Raw genomic sequence first — 17,196 nt, forward strand, 5'->3', positions numbered from 1 at the left:
ATCTCTCCTTGACGGGGTTCACCTTAATCCTATCAGAGAAAAACCATGGGGTCGGGGTGTGAACAGCCGAGGGTGGTACGGCTCCGTGAACGGGATCATCTTTCTGCACGATCGTGCCCGTTTGGCGGTATTTCCGTTGCCAGAATGAAAAAAAACCCGCCAGATGGCGGGTTTGTCATGGGAAAGCGGATTAGACGGAGTAGTACAGCTCGAACTCCAGCGGGTGCGGAGTCATGCGCACGCGGTCAACATCCTGCTGTTTCAGTTCCAGGTAGGAGTTGATGAAGTCATCGCTGAACACGCCACCACGGGTCAGGAACTCACGGTCTGCATCCAGTGCGGACAGCGCTTCGTCCAGGGAACCGGCAACGGTCGGCACTTCAGCGGCTTCTTCCGGCGGCAGATCGTACAGGTTCTTGTCCATGGCATCGCCCGGATGGATCTTGTTGATGATGCCGTCCAGACCGGCCATCAGCTGGGCAGCGAAGGCCAGGTACGGGTTGGCAGCCGGATCCGGGAAGCGTACTTCGATGCGGCGGGCTTTCGGGCTCGGCACGACCGGGATACGGATGGAGGCAGAACGGTTGCGGGCGGAGTAGGCCAGCATGACCGGTGCTTCATAGCCCGGCACCAGACGCTTGTAGGAGTTGGTGGTTGGGTTGGCGAAGGCGTTGATGGCCTTGGCGTGCTTGATGATGCCGCCGATGTAGTGCAGTGCCATCTCGGACAGACCGCCGTACAGGTCGCCTGCGAACAGGTTGACGCCGTCTTTGGCCAGGGACTGGTGGCAGTGCATGCCGGAGCCGTTGTCACCGAACATGGGTTTCGGCATGAAGGTGACGGTCTTGTTGTAGGCGTGGGCCACGTTGTGGATCACGTACTTCAGGACCTGTACTTCGTCAGCCTTCAGGGTGAGGGTGTTGAAGCGGGTTGCGATCTCGTTCTGACCGGCGGTCGCCACTTCGTGGTGGTGAGCTTCGACGACCTGGCCCATCTCTTCCAGCACCAGGCACATGGCGGCACGGATGTCCTGGGAGGAGTCAACCGGGGCAACCGGGAAGTAACCACCCTTGACGAATGGACGGTGACCCTTGTTGCCGTGCTCGTAGTCGGTACCGGAGTTCCAGGCAGCTTCTTCGGATTCGATCTTCACGAAGCTGTGGCCCATGGTGTTGGAGAAGGTGATGTTGTCGAACATGAAGAATTCCGGCTCCGGCCCGAACAGCACGGTGTCAGCGATGCCGCTGGACTTCAGGAAATCTTCGGCACGCTTGGCGATGGAGCGCGGATCGCGGTCATAGCCTTGCATGGTGGCGGGTTCAAGCACGTCACAGACGATGTTCAGAGTGGTCTCTTCGGTGAACGGGTCCAGTTTGGCGGAAGCCGGGTCCGGCATCAGCACCATGTCAGACTCGTTGATGCCCTTCCAGCCGCCGATGGAGGAACCATCGAACATCTTGCCGTCTTCGAAGAAGTCTTCGTCAACCTGGTGGGAAGGGATGGATACGTGCTGCTCTTTACCCTTGGTGTCGGTAAAACGCAGATCAACAAACTTGACTTCGTGTTCCTGGATCAGGGCCAAAACGTTCTGGGCTGACATGCTAAGTAACCTCCGGTGTTAAAACTCTTTGGGTGAATGCGTCGTCACATTCACATAAGCCAGTATCGTGCCAAGTTTGTGACAGCTTGATTTCAGGGCACTTGCACCGTTTCAGGCTGTCGAGAAACCCGTTCTCATGCCGGTTGCTGCATTAAAGTGGTGCAACCTTGGATCTTTTTGGTGCACCGAGATGGTGCGCCAGCGTATCCAGGCCATCTAAGCAGCCTTTTGCTGCGGGGTCCATGATCCTGATCCTTTGTTGTGCGTGAATGTGTTGCAATTCTGCTAGGCAGATCACAAAGGCGAGAGTACAATTAGCGCCCAATTTTACCCGGTGATTTGAGGCGAGAATGTTAGAGAATTTACGCAATATTGCGATTATTGCGCACGTTGACCACGGCAAAACGACTCTGGTTGATAAGCTGCTGCAGCAATCCGGCACTCTGGATCGCACCAGCGAAGGTCAGGAACGGATCATGGACTCCAATGATCTGGAACGGGAACGTGGCATCACCATTCTCGCCAAGAACACTGCGATCCGCTGGAACGACTACCGCATCAACATCGTGGATACCCCGGGTCACGCCGACTTCGGTGGTGAAGTTGAGCGCGTACTCTCCATGGTTGACTCCGTGCTGCTGCTGGTCGACGCCGTTGACGGCCCGATGCCGCAGACCCGTTTCGTGACCCAGAAGGCGTTCGCCCAGGGTCTGAAGCCCATCGTGGTCATCAACAAGATCGACCGTCCGGGTGCTCGTCCTGACTGGGTAATGGATCAGGTCTTTGATCTGTTCGACAACTTGGGTGCCACCGATGAGCAACTGGACTTCAAGGTTGTTTACGCCTCTGCACTGAACGGTTGGGCCACCCTGGATCAGGACGTCCCATCCGAGAACATGGAACCTCTGTTCCAGGCCATCGTCGACAACGTGGAAGCCCCGAAGGGCGACGTTGACGGTGCCTTCCAGATGCAAATCTCCCAGCTGGACTACAACTCCTACGTGGGCGTCATCGGTATCGGCCGCATCACTCGTGGTCGCGTCAAGACCAACCAGCAGGTCACCATCGTCGGTGCCAACGGCAAACCGCGTACCGGCAAGGTCGGTCAGGTGCTGGGCTACCTGGGCCTGTCCCGTACCGAAGTGACCGACGCGCAAGCGGGCGACATCATCGCCATCACCGGTCTGGGCGAGCTGAAGATCTCCGACACCATCTGTGACAACAGTGCCGTCGAAGCCCTGCCGCCGCTCTCCGTTGACGAGCCGACCGTGAACATGACCTTCCAGGTCAACACCTCGCCGTTCGCCGGTAAAGAAGGCAAGTTCGTCACCTCCCGCAACATTCTGGAGCGTCTGAACCAGGAACTGGTCCACAACGTGGCCCTGCGCGTGGAAGAGACCGAAGATCCGGACAAGTTCCGCGTCTCCGGCCGTGGTGAACTGCACCTCTCCATCCTGATCGAAAACATGCGTCGCGAAGGTTACGAACTGGCGGTATCCCGTCCGGAAGTTATCCTGCGTACCGTGGATGGCGAACTGCAAGAACCGTTCGAAACCGTCACTGTGGACGTGGAAGAAGCGCATCAGGGTTCCGTGATGGAGCAGCTCGGCCTGCGTAAAGGCGAGATGACCAACATGACCCCGGATGGCAAGGGTCGCGTCCGTCTGGACTTCATCATCCCGAGCCGTGGCCTGATCGGCTTCCAGACCGAGTTCCTGACCATGACCTCTGGTACCGGTCTGCTGTACCACACCTTCGACCACTACGGTCCGCACAAGGGTGGCAGCATCGGTGAGCGTCAGAACGGCGTGCTGATCTCCAACGCCACCGGCAAGGCCCTGACCTTCGCCCTGTTCGGTCTGCAAGACCGTGGTCGTCTGTTCATCGGTCACGCGACCGAAGTGTACGAAGGCCAGGTGATCGGGATCCACTCCCGCTCCAACGACCTGACCGTCAACTGCCTGAAAGGCAAGCAGCTGACCAACATGCGTGCCTCCGGTACCGACGAAGCCCAGGTGCTGACTCCGCCGATCCGCATGACCCTGGAGCAGGCTCTCGAGTTCATCGACAACGATGAGCTGGTGGAGATCACCCCCAAGGCCATCCGTATCCGTAAAAAGCTGCTGACCGAACTGGATCGCAAGCGCGCCGGTCGTGCTTGATCGATAGCTGTTCATCGACAGACCAAAGAGAGGCCTTATGGCCTCTTTTTTTATGGGCTCGACATGAGGGCGCATGGGGCCTGAGCTCGATGGAGGCGCATCCGGCCGGTCTGCGGGTGGCCAAATGACCACCCTATCTGACACAATGTCTGCATGATCACGCTTACGAGAAACAAGATGCAGCAGCAGATCCGCGGCCGTCTGGCCCATGCACTCTCCTTCTTGCGCCACGATGGTGCCCACTTCGCCCAGTTTGTCTGGGGCCGCTTCCAGCAGGACAGATTGACGGTGACCGCCGGTTACCTGGCCTATGTCACCCTGCTCTCCCTGGTGCCCATGATCGCCGTGGTGTTCGGCATGATGTCGGCCTTTCCGGTGTTCCAGAGCCTGAAGCAGGCGATGGAGCAGTTCGTCTATCACAACTTCGTCCCCACCGCAGGGGAGATGCTCAAGGAGTACATCGACGGCTTCGTGGCCAACGCCACCAACACCACGGCCGTCGGTATCGGTGCCCTGATCGTGGTGGCCCTGATGCTCATCTCGGCCATCGACAAGAACCTCAACTACATCTGGCGGTCCACCCGAAGCCGGCCCTTGGCCCAGGCATTCGCCATGTACTGGATGATCCTGACCCTGGGCCCCGTGCTCATCGGTGCCAGCATCGCCATCTCCTCCTACATTCTCTCGCTCAGGTTGTTCGCGGCTGACAGCCTGTTCGGTATCGGCTATCTGCTGCTGCGCAGCCTGCCGTTCCTCTTCTCCGTGCTCACCTTCCTGCTGATCTATACCGTGGTGCCCAACTGCCGCGTGCGGCTGACCCACGCCTTCATCGGTGCCCTGGTGGCGGCCACCCTGTTCGAGCTGGCCAAGCGCGGCTTTGCCATCTACATCACCAACTTCCCCTCCTACCAGGCCATCTATGGCGCCCTGGCGACCATTCCCATCCTGTTCGTCTGGGTGTATCTGAGCTGGCTGGTGGTGTTGCTGGGGGCCGAGACCACCGCCTGCCTAGGGGAGTACGAGAAGCCCGGTGCAGAGGAGCTGGCCTGACGCCGGCCGGCCATCACACCGGATCCCGACACAAAGGCGTTGGCCCGGGCAGGGCATTTATTGGTAGCATCGACGACCGCTCATCCCGCAGGATGGGTGGTCGTGCTGTTTTGAGAGGAGAGGGATGTGATTGCACTGATTCAGCGGGTCAGCGAGGCCAGCGTAACGGTAGAGGGAGAGGTGACCGGGGCCATCGGCCAGGGGTTGCTGGTGCTGCTCGGGGTGGAGCAGGGGGATGACGAGGCCAAGGCGGACAAGCTGCTGCACAAGGTGAGCGGTTATCGCATCTTCTCGGACGAGAACGGCAAGATGAACCTCAACGTCAGCCAGGTGGGTGGCAGCCTGCTGGTGGTCTCCCAGTTCACCCTGGCGGCGGATACCGGCAAGGGGATGAGACCCAGCTTCTCCGGTGGCGCCCATCCCGCAGATGCCGAGCGACTCTATGAGTACTTCGTGGCCCGCGCCAGGGAGAGCGGCGTGCCGACCGAAACCGGCCGCTTCGCCGCCGACATGAAGGTCAGGTTGCTCAACGACGGCCCCGTCACCTTCTGGCTGCAGGTATAAGGGTGGCAGGCAGGGCAGGACGCGATGCCTGCACACTTCGCAGGTTCTTCACCCTGCCGGTGCTCGCCCGCCCTGGCCATGCTGACGGGTCGCGTGCAGGATGACGTTGCGGTAGCCGGGCACGTCGTGGACGTGGGTCGGGCCTATCCACTCCTCTGCCAGTCGCAGAGCCTGTGCCTGTTCGAGCCGGGTGCGGGGCAGCAGATTGATGATGAGGGTGCCGCTCAGGCGTTTAGCCAGCGCCTGATAGAGCGGAGCCTGGAACAGCAGCAGGGGGTTGCCGTCCTGGCTGAACAAATCCAGCAGCACCAGATCGTAGCTCTCCTGGCTCTGGTGCAGGAAATGCAGCGCATCGGCGTGATGCAGCCGAGGCGAGCCCCCTGACGAGGGGAGGAAGAACTGCTGGAACAGGGTGAGGATCTCGGCATCCAGATCCACGCAGTCGTGGTGGGCATCGGGCCAGCGTGCCGCCAGGTGACGGGTGAGATCCCCTCCGCCCAGCCCCAGCTCCAGGATCCTGCTTGCCTGCTTTGGCAACTGCTCCGCGATGCTCCGTTGATGAGGCAGACAGAGGCGGGCCGGCTGGTGGAGGCTCATGGCGGATTGCACCACGCCGTCCATTTCCAGCCAGCGATGACGGGCATTTTCAAGCACCGAAACGCGGCGTTCGGGTTTGGCACTGAGGTGCAATAAGTGATCGGCTTGGTACGCTTGCAGATTGAAGTCCATGAATTTGCACGGCAAGATGGCTTTCGACCAGTGTAACTCAAGGATGTTGTTATGTACCGGGTGGTCACCCCCCAAACGGCAGCCGAGCTGGATACCTACTACAGGCTGCGCCGGGAGAAATGGTTGCGTCAGTCCTTCCATCTGCCAGTCGGCGCACACTCAAGGATCGCTTTATGTACCGGGTAGTCACCCCAGAAACACCAGCGGAGCTGGATGCTTACTATCAGTTGCGCTGGGAACTACTGCGCAAACCCTTCAATCTGCCCCTTGGCTCCGAGCGTGACGAGTACGATACCGTCGCCATTCACCGGCTGATGCTCTCACCCGACGGAACGCCCATCGCCGTGGGTCGCCTCTTTGTGGGCGGCGATGAAGCCCAAATCCGCTTTATGGCGCTGCGACCCGAATTTCGCGGCCAGGGGCTGGGCGCCCGCATGGTGGAAGATCTCGAGCAGCTTGCCCGCGACGAGAAGGTAAAACGGCTGGTGATGAACGCCCGCCAGGAGGCGGTGGAGTTCTATCGCCGCTGCGGCTTCCTCGAGGTAGGGGAAGGCCCCGTCTCCTTCGGCCGCATCCCTCACCGCCAGATGATCAAGTCCCTGAGTCCCATGCAGACCATCCAGTACCGTCCGGAGTGGTGCCAGGATCTCACCACCCGCTGGTCGCGGGGCATTCCCATCAGCGAGAAGATGGGGGTGCACATCACCCACTACGATGGCCAGACCTTCCACCTCAAGGCCAACCTGGCGGCCAATCTCAACGTCCACGACACCATGTTCGCCGGCAGCATCTACAGCCAGTGCGTGCTGGCGGGCTGGGGTCTCATCTGGTTGCAGCTCAAGGAGGCAGGGCTGGGAGGGGATACCGTGCTGGCCGAGGGCAACATCAAGTATTACCGGCCGGTGAGCGAAGAACCGGAGGCGCGGGTGGCCCGGGAGGGCATGCCCGCCGTGCTCGAGCCGCTGAGGGGCGGAGAGTCCGCCAAATTCAGCCTGCGGGTGCAGCTGTTCAGCGGCCGCAAGCTGGCGGTGGAGTTTGTCGGTCAGTACGTGGTACTGCCCATCAAGCGCGGCGCACGCTGATCCCTGATGTTCACAGCAACAAGGCCTCTTCGCGAGGCCTTGTTCGTTATTGGGCGGCCGGTGGCCGTGGGCGCCAGAGCGGGCCGCTTCGTCCCTGGGCGGGGTAGCGCACACCCGCCTCCCAGCCACAGGCGTCCTGTCCCGTGGGGAAACTCCAGCCCAGGTCGGGCGCATTGAGGGGGCCGCGCCAGCGGGCGAGCAGCTCGGCGCAGCGCCCCTTGTTCAGGACCCCGAGGTCGAGCTGCCACTGGTCTGCGGCCAGGTCGACACCCCCTTGCAGTGCCAGCAGGTGGGTGATGGTGGAGGCACCGCCTTGCTCGATCCGCACCTTGCCCTGCTCCGCCCTGGCATCCAGCCTGATCTGATAGAAGGGGGTGTCTCCGCGTTGCATCGCCTGCCACAGCATCTGCGGTGTCAGATCGGGGGGGGTCTGCTCCCTGAACCAGTCATCCAGCAAGGGGTCGATGCCGACCTTGTCCCAGAAGGGATCCTTGCTCTCCAGGCTCAGGCTGCCCTGAAGGGTCCGGCGCCAGTTGGCCGTCTGCGCGCCGGGCTGCCCGTTGAGGTCGGCCTGCAGATCTGCCGCCAGATCCACCTTGCCCGCGAAGGAGACGGGGGAGTGCAGCAACTTGCCCCACTGCTCCAGATCCAGCTGCTTGCCCTGCAACTGCAGGCGGCTCTCCTGCCCGGGCGTCCTGCCCCACTGGCCGCTCAGGTTGAGGGAGCCCTCGTCGGGCAGGGAGGTGGCGAGGGTGTTGAGCTGCCAGGAGCTGGGGGTCAGCTCGCCATCCAGGGTGCCGTTGCGAGCACTGAGACCGTCCCACACCAGCTCGAACCACTTGCTCTCGATGCGGGCGCGCCCCAGCAGGGGGCCTGGCTGGTTGCCCCGCAGGGCGAGATCGTTCAGGTAGAGTTGCCAGCCGGTCAGGGAGAGGGGCAGGGTGTCGTCGAAAGAGAGCACCTTGAGCTTGTCGAAGGCCAGTTTGCGGATGTCGATCTGTTGCGGGCGCCAGCCCTGCCAATCCTGCCACCACCCCTGGGGCAAACTGATGTCCATGCCGCTCAGGGCCAGATCCTTCAGGGTGAGCTTCTGCTGCTGGGTGTCGAGGGCCAGCTCGACGTTGAACTCCCCTTCGTATGCTTTGCCCCGCAGCTCGGCATCCAGCTGCCGGGAGGAGAAGGCGAGCTTGCCCTCGACGGCCTCAAGCTGGAACAAGCCGCGGCCCATGTCGCCTAGGGTGCCCGCCAGATAGCCGCTGGGCTGGCTGCCCGCCTGCCAGTCGAAGGCGGTGAGCTGGCCGTTGAAGTTGTTGAGGGAGAGCTCCTGATCGATGGCATTGATGCTCACCTGGGCAAGCTGACCCCTGTCCAGGGTGATGCGGCGCAGGGGGAACTCGCCAGGGGGGATGTCACCAAGCTCGAGTCGCATGGCGCGGGCCTTGAGATCGTGCAGTTGCAGGCTGCGCTCTGGCCAGTTCATCACCATGCCGGTCTCGAGCAGGCCGTCGAACAGGTTGGTGGTCAGTCTGTCGGTGCTGAGCACCTGCCCCTCCAGCCGCCCCTTGAGGCTGAGACGGGCCAGGGTGAACATGGGGGTCTCCAGCTGGTTGATGCCCAGGGTGAGGTTGGCCTGGGGCTGGCGTCTCGGGTCGATCAGTTCCCAGTCACTCAGGGATGCACTGAGGCCGCGCAGGGTCAGGGCCTCGCTCTGCAGGTTCAGGTTGTCGATGGTGCTGTCGCTGATGGTGAGGGAGTGAACCGGCAGGCTTGGCAACTGGTTGGGGAGCGGCAGCTTGATGACGGGACGGATGAGGTCCAGGTGGGCGATGCGCACATCCCGGTTCAACCAGTCGATGTGCTCGATCTCCAGATAGAGTTTTTCCAGCTGTACCGCATCCCCATAGCGCACCTGTTCCGCCAGCAGGGTGTAGGGGTGCAGCGGATTGAACACCAGCCGGCCTATGGTGACGGGCACCCCGGTCTGCTGGCTGAGCCAGTTGGCGATGGGGCCTTTGGCGCGCTCGGCATCGAACAGGCCGAGACCGACCCAGACAAAGAGCAGCAGGAAGGCAAAGGTGTAGAGCAGGCCGCGGAGCCAGGAATTCATCAGTGCTTTCCTCCTGTTTCTGTTGCTTGGTCAGGCATTCGAGTAGTGATCCCGTAGACCGAGCCAGTATCGTATCAAGGGTTCGACATGGCTCGGGGGTTTATCCATCAGGCAAGGTGACCATTTTCTGCATCTGCCTTGGTCAAGCATTGGAGTAGTGGTCTCGCAGGCCCAGCCAGCGGCGGATCAGGGGCTCGACATGGCTCGGGTGTTTATCCATCAGGCAAGTTGACCCTCTTCTGCATCTGCCTTGGTCAAGCATTGGAGTAGTGGTCTCGCAGGCCCAGCCAGCGGCGGATCAGGGGCTCGACATGAGCCGGGTGTTTGTCCATCAGGAAGCGCGCCATCTTCTGCACCTGGGGAATGAGCGGCTGGTCGCGCACCAGATCGGCGATCTTGAGATCGGCCAGACCGGTCTGGCGGGTACCGAGCAGCTCGCCTGGGCCACGCAGCTCCAGATCCCGCTGGGCGATGAGAAAGCCGTCGTTGGTCTCCCGCAGCACCCCGAGGCGGCTCTGGGCCGTCTTGGACAAGGGGGCATGATAGAGCAGCACGCAGTGGGAGGCCACCGAGCCACGCCCGACCCGGCCGCGCAGCTGGTGCAGCTGCGCCAGCCCCAGCCGCTCCGGGTTCTCGATGATCATCAGGCTGGCGTTGGGCACGTCCACCCCCACCTCGATGACGGTGGTGGCGACCAGCAGTTGCAGTATGCCCGCCTTGAACTCCTCCATCACCCGCTGTTTCTCGACCGGTCGCATCCGGCCGTGCACCAGCCCGATGTGCAGGCCGGGTAGCAGATTTTGCAGCTCGGCGGCGGTGTCCTCGGCGGCCTGGCACTCCAGCACCTCCGACTCCTCGATCAGGGTGCAGACCCAGTAGGCCTGCTTGCCCTCCTCGCAGGCGAGTCTGACCCGTTCGATCACGTCCTGGCGGCGGCTGTCGGGCAGTGCCACCGTGGTGATGGGGGTGCGGCCCGGTGGCAGCTCGTCGATGATGGAGGTATCGAGGTCGGCATAGGCGGTCATCGCCAGGGTACGGGGGATGGGGGTGGCGGTCATGATGAGCTGGTGGGGATGCACCCCTTCCCGCTCTCCTTTTTCTCGCAGGGCGAGACGCTGATGCACGCCGAACCTGTGCTGTTCATCGATGATGACCAGGGCGAGGCGCTGGAATACCACCTGCTCCTGGAAGATGGCGTGGGTGCCCACCACCATCTTGACGCTGCCGTCCGCGATGGCGGCCAGCGCCTCTTCCCGCGCCTTGCCCTTCTGCTTGCCCGCCAGCCAGCCCACCTTGATGCCGAGCGGCTCCAGCCACCTGGCGAAGTTGATGGCGTGCTGCTCGGCAAGCAGCTCGGTCGGGGCCATCAGCCCCACCTGGCAGCCGTTGCCGATGGCCTGCAGGGCGGCCAGTGCCGCGACCAGCGTTTTACCTGAGCCCACGTCCCCCTGCACCAGCCGCATCATGGGGTGGCTCTGTTGCAGATCCCTGGCTATCTCCGCCACCACCCGGCTCTGGGCGCCGGTGGGGGTGAACGGCAGGGCGCCGAGCAGCTGCCGGACCAGCTCGGGAGCGGGTTTGAGGGCACGGGCCAGCTGGGTCTGTGCCTGGGCGCGTACCTTCAAGACCGAGAGGTTGTGGGCCAGCAGCTCTTCCAGTACCAGCCGCTGCTGTGCCGGGTGCTGGCCGCTCTCGAGCAGGGCCAGCGCCACCGAGGGAGGCGGGCGGTGCAGCAGCTTCAGGGCCGCGGCCAGATCGATCTGCTGGGGATAGAGGCCGGCAGGCAGCAGCTCCTCGACCCCGTAGAGGTCGAGCTGGGCCAGGGCCTGATCCGTGAGGCTGCGCAGGGTGAGCTGGCGCAGCCCCTCTGTGGTGGGGTAGACGGGGGTGAGGGCCTCTTCGGTCTGGCCGGCCTGCTCCTCGCCGAGCAGCTTGTACTCGGGGTGGGCCATCTCCAGGCCGTACTTGCCGGGACGTGTCTCGCCGAAGCAGCGGATAAGGCGGCCTTGGGCCAGGCTGTTTTTCTGGGCAGCGGTGAAATTGAAGAAGCGCAGGGTCAGGCTGCCGGTGCCGTCGCTGATACGGCACACCAGCATGCGGCGGCGCCCCATCACCAGCTGGGTGTCCTGGATCTCGCCCTCGACGGCACCGTGCAGGCCGGGCGGCAGATCGCCGATGGGCCACACCTGGGTGCGGTCCTCGTAGCGTAGGGGGAGGTGGAACAGCAGATCCTGCACCGTGGCCAGCCCCAGCCGCTCGAGTTTCTCCAGCATCTTGCTGCCGACACCCTTGAGGCTGTCGAGGGAGATTTTATCCAATTTCATCAATTAGATGCCCGAAAACACTGTAAATATGTCCAGATGATAGGGGTTGTTGCGGCCTCGATGCAAGCCGCGTTGTGCCGTTCCGGGCTGGTGGGCAAGGGAGCGGGGTGAGGGTCATCCATGAAAAAGGCCTGCCGGAAACGGCAGGCCTTTTCACTGACGGGGCGCCCTGGCGGTCAGATGATGCGCTTGAGCAGCAGGTGAGCCTTGACCCTGTGGATCCGGGCCAGCAGCTTGCGCACCTGATCCGGGTAATCCTTGATCTGCTCTATCTGGTCGAAGTGACTGATGCGGCGGGTGTGGGCCAGGATGTTCTCCCGCTCCGCACTGAACTGCTCGCGCAGGTGATGGTGCTGGTCGTGTACCAGCAGGCCGTTCTCCAGATCCAGCGCCCAGGCTCGGGGATTGAGGTTGTTGCCGGTGAGCAGGGCCCACTCCTCATCCACGAAGATCCCCTTGAGGTGATAGGAGTTCTTCTCGCAGCACCAGAGCATGAGGTTGAGCCGGCCGTTGTCGATGTGGTGCTGGTTGCGCTCGGCAAACTTGCGCAGGTTGGTCTCGTAGAGATAGGGCAGACCGCCGATGGTGGAGAACTTCTCCTCCGGGGGGATAAAGAAGTCGTTGGCGGTCTTGTCGCCCACGACGATGGTCACCTTGCAGCCGCGTTTGAGCAGCGCCTCCACGTCCTTGTTCAACTCCTTGGGGGGGTTGAAGTAGGGGGTGCAGATGAAGATCTCCCGCTCGGTGGCCCGCACCAGGTTGCGGATCATCCGGTTGAGCTGGTTGCCCCGCTTGCCCAGGCCCACCATGGGGGTCACGGCGATCTCCCGATCGTTGGGCTTGATGCTCTCGAAGCGGTACTGGCAGAGGCGCAGGCGCTGCTTGAAGCGGCGGATCGGTCCCTTGAGCTGCTTGGCGCCGGGGATGCCGGTGCGATCCAGCCGCTGGACGGCCTCGCTGCCGAGGAAGACGTCATCCACGTAGTTGACCATGCTGCGGGTCAGTGCCGGGCTGTGGATCTGGTGATAGCGATCGAAGCGGTAGCGCTCCTGCTGGTGCAGGTAGATGTCGTTGAGGCTGGCGCCGGAGTAAAGCAGGGTGTCGTCGAAGATGAAGCCCTTGAGGTGCAGCACCCCGAGCAGCTCGCGGCCCTTGACCGGCACGCCGTAGATCTCGATCTGGTGTTGGTGGCTGGCGGCCATGGCCTGGTACATCAGGTGGTTGCCCCCCTGCTTGCCCTTGCCGATCAGGCCGCGCTGGGCGCGGTGGAAGTCGACGAACACCTTGATGTCGAGAGAGGGATTGCGCTGCTTGGCGGCATAGAGGGCGGAGAGGATCTCCCGTCCCGCCTCGTCATCCTGCAGATAGAGCGCGATCAGATAGATGCGCTGGGTCGCATGGGCGATGAGCGACAGGATCCGGCTCTTGAAGTCTTTGGCGCTGCTGAGTATCTGGAACTGATCCGCGGCAACCGCGATCTGGGGTAAGCGGGTCAGCAACTGTCGATAATGTGCCGATGAATGCATAGAGAAGCCTGAAATCACGGGATGAAGCGTTCCACTCGGGGCGAAGAATAGGCAATTCTAGCAATCTGTGGCGATGGGCCCAAGCAAGAATCCGTAAAAAGTCGGTGCAATATCACATCGGGGCCGACGGATGCGGCCCCGATGTGTTTCCGTCAGAGGATGGCGCTGGCCGTGGCCACGATGAGGAAGGCGATGGTGCCGAGCAGGGTCTCCATCACGGTCCAGGTCTTGAGGGTGGTCTTCTCGTCCATGTTGAGGAAGCGGCTGACCAGCCAGAAGCCGGAGTCATTGAAGTGGGAGAGCACGGTGGCGCCCCCGGCGATGGCGATGACGATGAAGGTCAGGTCCAGCTCGCTCAGGCCGGTGGTGGCGGCCACGGTCGGCGCCATCAGGGCGGCGGTAGTGGTCAGGGCCACGGTGGCGGAACCCTGGGCGACCCGCAGCGCGGCGGACACCAGGAAGGCTGCCAGGATCACCGGCATGCCGGTATCGGAGAGCACGTCGGCCAGGGCAGTGCCGATGCCGCTCGCCCGCAATACGCCGCCGAACATGCCGCCGGCACCGGTGACCAGGATGACGGCGCAGACCGGGGCCAGGGCGTCGTTGCAGAACTTCTCGAGCTGCACCTTGCCCTGGCTCTGGCGGAACATCCAGAGGGCGTACAGCACGGTGATGAGCAGGGCGACCGGGGTCTTGCCGACCATGCGCAGCACGTTGACCCAGTCCGCACCCTTGTCGATGACGCCCATGACGCTCAGGGTATTGAGGCCGGTATCCATGAAGATGAGCACCAGCGGCAGCAGCAGGATGGAGATCACCTGGCCGAAGCTCGGCGCCTTGTCGGAGAGCTGCTCGGCACTGGCAGTGAAGCTCGGGGGCAGGGGCAGCTCAAACTTCTTGCCGGACCAGAGCCCGAACAGGTAGGCACCCAGATACCAGGTGGGCAGCGCGACCAGCAGACCCACGACGGTGAGCAGACCGATGTTGGCACCCAGCAGCTCGCTGGCGGCCACCGGGCCCGGGTGGGGCGGCAGGAAGGCGTGCATCACCGCAAAGGCACCGGCGGAGGGCAGGGCATACTTGAGGACGGAGCCGCCGAACTGCTTCGCCACGCTGAAGATGATGGGCAGCATGACGATGAGGCCGGCGTCGAAGAAGATCGGGAAGCCGAACAGCAGGGAGGCCACACCCAGCGCGAAGGGGGCGCGGTGGGAGCCGAAGCGGTTGATCAGGGTATCGGCCAGTACCTTGGCGCCCCCCGTCATCTCCAGGATCCTGCCTATCATGGCGCCGAGGCCGACCAGCAGCGCGACCGAGGCCAGGGTGCCGCCGAAACCGGTCAGCATGGTGGGGATCACCTGGTCATAGGTGACCCCGGTGGCCAGGGCCGTCAGCATGCTGACCAGGGTCAATGCCACGAAGGCATGTACCTTGAATCGCATGATCAGCACCAGCAACATGACAATGGCTCCGCCCGCTACCGAGAGCAGATAGGCGACATCGGGTGTGTTCATTGCTCCGTCCATAAAATTGTCCTCAAATGGTTCTAGTTGTTGTTCTGCACATTTCTGTGCTGCACTTCACATTGCGAAAAGTTACCGGTAACATGTTACCGGTAACGTGGTAGCTTAGAACCCATCAGGCGAACGTTTTTTGAAAAGTGAGAGAGAGGTCAAATAATGGCGGGCAAGTGCATTATCGTGATGGGTGTGTGTGGCAGCGGCAAGTCCAGCATCGGCCTCAAGGTGGCCAATGCCCTGGGGGCCAAGTTCATCGACGGCGATGATCTGCACCCTCGCGCGAACATCCAGAAGATGGCGGCGGGCAACCCGCTCAACGACGAAGACAGGGCCCCCTGGCTGGAGCGGATCCGCGATGCGGCCTACAGCCTGGAGCGCAAGAACGAGCTCGGCGTCATCGTCTGCTCGGCCCTCAAGAAGCAGTACCGCGACCAGATCCGCGAGGGTAACGACTCGGTGAGTTTCCTGTTTCTGGATGGCAGCCAGTCCCTCATTCTCGAACGGATGCGGGCACGGCAGGGCCACTTCATGCGCGAAGCCATGGTACAAAGCCAGTTTGATACCCTGGAGCGACCGGATGGCGAGCCCGGCGTGTTTCGCATCGATATCGACGGGACCTTCGAACAGGTGGTCGACCGTGCCGTCACCGCGCTGACGCAGGCGTAATGAGCCATGTCGCGCGCCCGGCTGCGGCCGACCGCGCCCGTATATAGAGTTGGAGAGAAAGCTATGACCCATCCCGTGATCACCCAGGTGACCAACCGCATCCGCGAGCGCAGCACCGCCCGCCGTGCCCGCTTCCTGGCCCGCATCCAGCGCCAGGCCGATCAGGGCAAGACCCGCGCCTCCCTCTCCTGCGGCAACCTGGCCCACGCCGTGGCCGCCTCGAGCTGTGACGAGAAGGGGCGCATCCTCGACATGACCCGCGCCAACGTGGCCATCGTCACCGCCTACAACGACATGCTGAGTGCCCATCAGCCCTATCAGAGCTACCCGGACATCATCAAGGGCGCCCTGGCGGAGCTCGGCCACAGCGCCCAGGTCGCCGGCGGCGTGCCCGCCATGTGCGACGGCGTGACCCAGGGCCAGCCGGGGATGGACATGTCCCTCTTCTCCCGGGATCTCATCGCCCAGGCCACCGCGGTCTCCCTCTCCCACAACACCTTCGACGCCACCCTGCTGCTCGGCATCTGCGACAAGATTGCCCCGGGCCAGATCATGGGGGCGCTTTCCCACGCCCACCTGCCCACCGCCTTCGTGCCTGCCGGCCCCATGGCGAGCGGCATCAGCAACGACGAGAAGGTAAAGGTGCGCCAGCAGTACGCTGCCGGTGAAGTGGGCCGCGACGCCCTGCTCAAGATGGAGTGCGGCGCCTACCACGCGGCGGGCACCTGCACCTTCTACGGCACCGCCAACACCAACCAGCTGGTGTTCGAAGCCATGGGTCTGATGCTGCCGGGCTCCGCCTTCGTGCATCCGCACAGCGAGCTGCGCCACGCCCTCACCGAGGAAGCGGCCCGCCGCATCAGCGCAATGATCCCGGGCTCCCCGGCCTATCGCCCCCTGAGTGCGGTGATCGACGAGCGCGCCCTGGTCAACGGCCTGGTGGCCCTGCTCGCCTCCGGCGGCAGCACCAACCACAGCATTCACATGGTGGCGCTGGCCCGCGCCGCCGGGCTTGAGCTGACCTGGGACGACCTGAGCGATCTCTCCGACGTGGTGCCGCTCCTGGTGCGCATGTACCCGAACGGCCCGGCGGACGTCAACGCCTTCGAACAGGCGGGGGGCGTGCCCGGCCTGATGCGTCGTCTGGCCGAAGAGGGGCTGATCCACCTGGATGCCACCCCGGTCTTCGGCGAGATGCAGGATTACCTCAGCCGTCCGGCACTGGTGGATGGCAAGCTGGTGTGGCAACCGGTGGGCGAGAGCGGGGATCCGAGCGTGCTCTCTCCCTCTGGCAGCGAGTTCCAGGCCACCGGCGGCACCAAGCTGCTGGCGGGCAACCTGGGCCGCGCCGTGGTCAAGGTTTCCGCCGTCGCGCCCGAGTATCGGGTCATCGAGGCCCCGGCCCGGGTCTTCTCCTCCCAGCATGCGGTGGAGGCGGCCTACAAGGCCGGTGAGTTGAACCAGGACGCCGTCATCGTGGTGCGCCACAACGGCCCGGCCGCCAACGGCATGCCGGAGCTGCACAAGCTGATGCCGGTGCTTGGCAACCTGCAGAAGGCGGGTCACAAGGTGGCCCTGGTCACCGACGGCCGCCTCTCCGGCGCCTCCGGCAAGATCCCGGCCGCCATCCACGTCACCCCGGAAGCGCTGCACGGCGGGGCCATCGGCCTGCTCGCCGATGGCGACCTGCTGCGGGTGGATGCCGAGTCCGGCCGCCTCGACTGCCTGACCGATTTGAGTGGCCGTACCCAGGCCGAGATCGACCTCACCCTGGAACAAGAGGGGTGGGGCCGTGAACTGTTCAGCGTGATGCGTCGCGCGGTATCGAGCGCCGAGTGCGGCGCCACCATCTTTGACTAAGGAAGA

12 protein-coding genes are annotated in these 17,196 nt (G+C 63.2%); 6 read left to right on the plus strand and 6 right to left on the minus strand.

All coding sequences use genetic code 11. The features are described from left to right. Positions 1 to 190 precede the first annotated feature (190 nt). Positions 191 to 1,600, minus strand: coding sequence for a glutamate--ammonia ligase (gene glnA / locus PG887_RS01760; RefSeq protein ID WP_010672526.1), 1,410 nt, complete (start codon positions 1,598 to 1,600; stop codon positions 191 to 193). Positions 1,601 to 1,950: 350 nt separating this feature from the next. Between glnA and typA the strand changes: the two genes are divergently transcribed. The 3 genes from typA (at position 1,951) to dtd (ending at position 5,376) form a co-directional block, all read left to right on the plus strand. Further along, the gene (gene typA, locus PG887_RS01765) at positions 1,951 to 3,762 is read left to right on the plus strand and encodes a translational GTPase TypA (RefSeq protein ID WP_039039512.1); all 1,812 of its coding nucleotides are present in this window, start codon (positions 1,951 to 1,953) and stop codon (positions 3,760 to 3,762) included. A 177-nt stretch (positions 3,763 to 3,939) separates the two neighbouring features. Further along, positions 3,940 to 4,812, plus strand: coding sequence for a virulence factor BrkB family protein (locus PG887_RS01770; RefSeq protein ID WP_039039511.1), 873 nt, complete (start codon positions 3,940 to 3,942; stop codon positions 4,810 to 4,812). A gap of 126 nt (positions 4,813 to 4,938) precedes the next feature. After that, positions 4,939 to 5,376, plus strand: coding sequence for a D-aminoacyl-tRNA deacylase (gene dtd / locus PG887_RS01775; RefSeq protein ID WP_039039510.1), 438 nt, complete (start codon positions 4,939 to 4,941; stop codon positions 5,374 to 5,376). Between the two features lie 48 nt (positions 5,377 to 5,424). Here dtd and PG887_RS01780 read toward each other — a convergent pair whose 3' ends face one another. Next, positions 5,425 to 6,105 (minus strand): methyltransferase domain-containing protein, encoded by a 681-nt coding sequence (locus PG887_RS01780; RefSeq protein WP_103259330.1) that lies wholly within the window; start codon positions 6,103 to 6,105, stop codon positions 5,425 to 5,427. A 173-nt stretch (positions 6,106 to 6,278) separates the two neighbouring features. On the opposite strand from PG887_RS01780, the gene PG887_RS01785 reads away from it, so the two are divergent. Further along, positions 6,279 to 7,187, plus strand: coding sequence for a bifunctional GNAT family N-acetyltransferase/hotdog fold thioesterase (locus PG887_RS01785; RefSeq protein WP_010672532.1), 909 nt, complete (start codon positions 6,279 to 6,281; stop codon positions 7,185 to 7,187). Between the two features lie 46 nt (positions 7,188 to 7,233). Here the strand turns inward: PG887_RS01785 and PG887_RS01790 are convergent, their stop codons facing one another. The 4 genes from PG887_RS01790 to PG887_RS01805 all read right to left on the minus strand — a co-directional run bounded on the left by PG887_RS01790 (position 7,234) and on the right by PG887_RS01805 (position 14,658). Next, positions 7,234 to 9,294: an AsmA-like C-terminal region-containing protein gene (locus PG887_RS01790; protein ID WP_270821064.1), complete on the minus strand. Its 2,061-nt coding sequence runs from the start codon at positions 9,292 to 9,294 to the stop codon at positions 7,234 to 7,236. Between the two features lie 254 nt (positions 9,295 to 9,548). Then, positions 9,549 to 11,618, minus strand: a complete 2,070-nt coding sequence (gene recG, locus PG887_RS01795; RefSeq protein WP_270807214.1) for an ATP-dependent DNA helicase RecG — start codon at positions 11,616 to 11,618, stop codon at positions 9,549 to 9,551. 176 nt (positions 11,619 to 11,794) lie between these two features. Beyond that, on the minus strand, positions 11,795 to 13,144 hold the full coding sequence (gene pssA, locus PG887_RS01800; RefSeq protein ID WP_042015252.1) for a CDP-diacylglycerol--serine O-phosphatidyltransferase: 1,350 nt from the start codon (positions 13,142 to 13,144) through the stop codon (positions 11,795 to 11,797). Positions 13,145 to 13,296: 152 nt separating this feature from the next. Beyond that, positions 13,297 to 14,658, minus strand: a complete 1,362-nt coding sequence (locus PG887_RS01805; RefSeq protein ID WP_223916553.1) for a GntP family permease — start codon at positions 14,656 to 14,658, stop codon at positions 13,297 to 13,299. Positions 14,659 to 14,823: 165 nt separating this feature from the next. On the opposite strand from PG887_RS01805, the gene PG887_RS01810 reads away from it, so the two are divergent. Both PG887_RS01810 and edd read left to right on the plus strand, forming a co-directional pair. Continuing rightward, positions 14,824 to 15,330 carry a gluconokinase gene (locus PG887_RS01810; RefSeq protein WP_266142617.1) on the plus strand — a complete coding sequence of 169 codons (507 nt, stop codon included), beginning with the start codon at positions 14,824 to 14,826 and terminating at the stop codon, positions 15,328 to 15,330. Between the two features lie 63 nt (positions 15,331 to 15,393). Next, positions 15,394 to 17,190 (plus strand): phosphogluconate dehydratase, encoded by a 1,797-nt coding sequence (gene edd / locus PG887_RS01815; protein ID WP_270821065.1) that lies wholly within the window; start codon positions 15,394 to 15,396, stop codon positions 17,188 to 17,190. Positions 17,191 to 17,196 lie beyond the last annotated feature (6 nt).

Source organism: Aeromonas sp. QDB14, from assembly GCF_027707845.1.
In the GTDB taxonomy this organism is placed as follows: domain Bacteria; phylum Pseudomonadota; class Gammaproteobacteria; order Enterobacterales; family Aeromonadaceae; genus Aeromonas; species Aeromonas caviae.

Excerpts from the sequence above, each read along its gene's own strand:
- glnA (WP_010672526.1), bottom strand. The coding sequence starts at position 1,600 with ATGTCAGCCCAGAACGTTTTGGCCCTGATCCAGGAACACGAAGTCAAG.
- typA (WP_039039512.1), top strand. The coding sequence starts at position 1,951 with ATGTTAGAGAATTTACGCAATATTGCGATTATTGCGCACGTTGACCAC.
- PG887_RS01770 (WP_039039511.1), top strand. The coding sequence starts at position 3,940 with ATGCAGCAGCAGATCCGCGGCCGTCTGGCCCATGCACTCTCCTTCTTG.
- PG887_RS01780 (WP_103259330.1), bottom strand. The coding sequence starts at position 6,105 with ATGGACTTCAATCTGCAAGCGTACCAAGCCGATCACTTATTGCACCTC.
- PG887_RS01785 (WP_010672532.1), top strand. The coding sequence starts at position 6,279 with ATGTACCGGGTAGTCACCCCAGAAACACCAGCGGAGCTGGATGCTTAC.
- PG887_RS01790 (WP_270821064.1), bottom strand. The coding sequence starts at position 9,294 with ATGAATTCCTGGCTCCGCGGCCTGCTCTACACCTTTGCCTTCCTGCTG.
- recG (WP_270807214.1), bottom strand. The coding sequence starts at position 11,618 with ATGAAATTGGATAAAATCTCCCTCGACAGCCTCAAGGGTGTCGGCAGC.
- pssA (WP_042015252.1), bottom strand. The coding sequence starts at position 13,144 with ATGCATTCATCGGCACATTATCGACAGTTGCTGACCCGCTTACCCCAG.
- PG887_RS01805 (WP_223916553.1), bottom strand. The coding sequence starts at position 14,658 with ATGAACACACCCGATGTCGCCTATCTGCTCTCGGTAGCGGGCGGAGCC.
- PG887_RS01810 (WP_266142617.1), top strand. The coding sequence starts at position 14,824 with ATGGCGGGCAAGTGCATTATCGTGATGGGTGTGTGTGGCAGCGGCAAG.
- edd (WP_270821065.1), top strand. The coding sequence starts at position 15,394 with ATGACCCATCCCGTGATCACCCAGGTGACCAACCGCATCCGCGAGCGC.